This is a genomic window from Pseudomonas sp. rhizo66 (assembly GCF_031931925.1).
Taxonomy (GTDB): domain Bacteria; phylum Pseudomonadota; class Gammaproteobacteria; order Pseudomonadales; family Pseudomonadaceae; genus Aquipseudomonas.
On record NZ_JAUJWZ010000059.1, the window covers coordinates 1 to 541 of the forward strand.

General features: G+C 58.2%; 1 protein-coding gene. It reads right to left on the bottom strand.

Annotated features, from left to right (window positions below):
* Window positions 1–252: 252 nt before the first annotated feature.
* On the bottom strand, window positions 253–519 hold the full coding sequence (locus QZR14_RS27945; RefSeq protein ID WP_311998312.1) for a short-chain dehydrogenase: 267 nt from the start codon (window positions 517–519) through the stop codon (window positions 253–255).
* Window positions 520–541: the final 22 nt, after the last annotated feature.

Genomic DNA, 541 nt, shown 5'->3' on the forward strand with positions numbered 1-541 from the left:
CTCCGCTGGGTCGAGCGTGTTCAGGGCAGGGAAGTAAAGGGACTTCAGGGCATCCGGTGTTGGGTTGGTCATGGTGGCGAGCTCCGTTCGGTGAGGTAACGGAGTGATTGAAAGCGCATTGGTGGGATTGCGCACCTGTCAGACCTGACAGGTGCGGGTATGAAACCGATGAGCGGTAGCGCGTGAACCTGGATTACAGGAGGAGTGGAACGCTTTGTGCGGAGAGATTTTCACCCCTCAAGCGTTTGCACATCAGACCCGCAAGCGAATCTGCCGCCCCAGCACATCCATTACGTCACAACCATCACGCAGCAACATCGCGGCGGCATGGGCCAGTTGCTGTACATCAGCACCCTTTGCAGACGAGATATCCAGGCTGGCCAGACTTTCCATCATCTGCGTCACCGCCAGAAAGCGACTGGCCGCGCTGTTGTGCAAGACATCCAGCGGGGCTTCGGCGGAGACCAGCAATACTGGAATGCTGTCCTCGTTGTGGGTCATGGAAATGTGCGCACTCATGCTTCACCTCCGGTCTGCGCGG

Coding starts and splice junctions, on each gene's coding strand:
- QZR14_RS27945 (WP_311998312.1), bottom strand. CDS start 519: ATGAGTGCGCACATTTCCATGACCCACAACGAGGACAGCATTCCAGTA.